This window comes from Dysgonomonas reticulitermitis (assembly GCF_054601275.1).
This window is the reverse complement of record NZ_BAAHWU010000126.1, coordinates 1-1,144: the sequence shown is the minus strand read 5'-3', so window position 1 is coordinate 1,144 and position 1,144 is coordinate 1. Positions and strand designations below refer to the sequence as shown.

At 40.6% G+C, this 1,144-nt stretch carries 1 protein-coding gene and 1 pseudogene; one reads left to right on the top strand and one right to left on the bottom strand.

Translation table 11 applies throughout. The features are described from left to right. Window positions 1-290, top strand: a pseudogene (locus tag ACYPZI_RS15990) (recombinase family protein); the annotation flags it as partial. Window positions 291-292: 2 nt separating this feature from the next. On the opposite strand, the gene tnpC reads toward ACYPZI_RS15990, so the two are convergent. Continuing rightward, window positions 293-1,144: IS66 family transposase (gene tnpC / locus ACYPZI_RS15985; protein WP_459603373.1), on the bottom strand; the 852-nt coding region annotated here is incomplete at its 5' end.

Sequence of the window (1,144 nt, the reverse complement as noted above, 5' to 3'; positions counted from 1 at the left end):
GGCAATCATTAAAAGCCAAGAAAGCCAATGGAGTAAAACTGGGTAAACCGGAGAACCTGTTGAATAATCATAGCAAAGCTATCAGACGAAGTGTTAAAACTAATCAGGATAAAGCCCGGTACAATCAAAATAACCGATGTGCGACAGCTCTTATCTCGATGATGAAAAAAGAAGGGAAAAACTATGTGCAAATTGCGGAAGCATTGAACAAACAGGGATTTAAAACCAGTAAAGGATGCCAGTTCTATGCCGTACAGGTATGGCGGTTGTACAGGCGATATTTAAAGTAAAGTTATCTATTAGAAACAGGCTTCCACTTATCAGGTAAAAGTTCATCCAATTTGAGTATTGAATGATCTTGTATTCGATTCAAAACATCAGTCAACCAGATTGATGGATTTACACCGCAAATTTTGCAGGTACCCAACAGAGAATAAATCATGGCAGTTCTTTCAGCAGCTTGATGATTCAAACAAAATAAATAGTTCTTACGTCCCAAAGCCATCGGCCTGACAGCATTTTCCGCCAAATTATTGTCGATACGGTATCTGCCGTCCAGTACATAACGGGCCAACCGTTGATATATCCCGTAGGCATATGACATGGCCTTGCCAATTAATGACTTTGGTAACACATACGGGTAATTCAGGTCCATCCATTTCTCAAAATCCTTCAGGATTGGATAAGCTTCTTTTTTACGTAACTCTTCTATTTGTCCTTTACTCAGATTTTCTTCGCTCATCTGCCGCTCCAACTGATAAAGCCTTCCGATTTGTTGTAATGCATATTCAGCCCTTGGAGGGTCATCTTTAAGGGCCTGTTCAAATTTTCTGCGGGCATGCGCCCAACATCCTAATAAAAGAACATTTTCCTTTTTTTCATAAATCCCGTAAGCGCCATATCCATCACTTTGAATAGCGCCCTTAAAATCTTTGAGTAGTTCCACAACTACATATTGCGCCCTGGATCCTTTGTCGTAATGAAAAAACAGTTGCTGTTTCTCAGGAGAACGTACTACCCGGAAGTATCCTTTTTTTGTCGCTCCCGGCTTATCCTTGTCTAAAACAGGGATTGTACTTTCATCTACCTGTATATAATCACACCCCGGAACCTGTTCGCATAAAGTCCGATAAAGTGGCTCCAG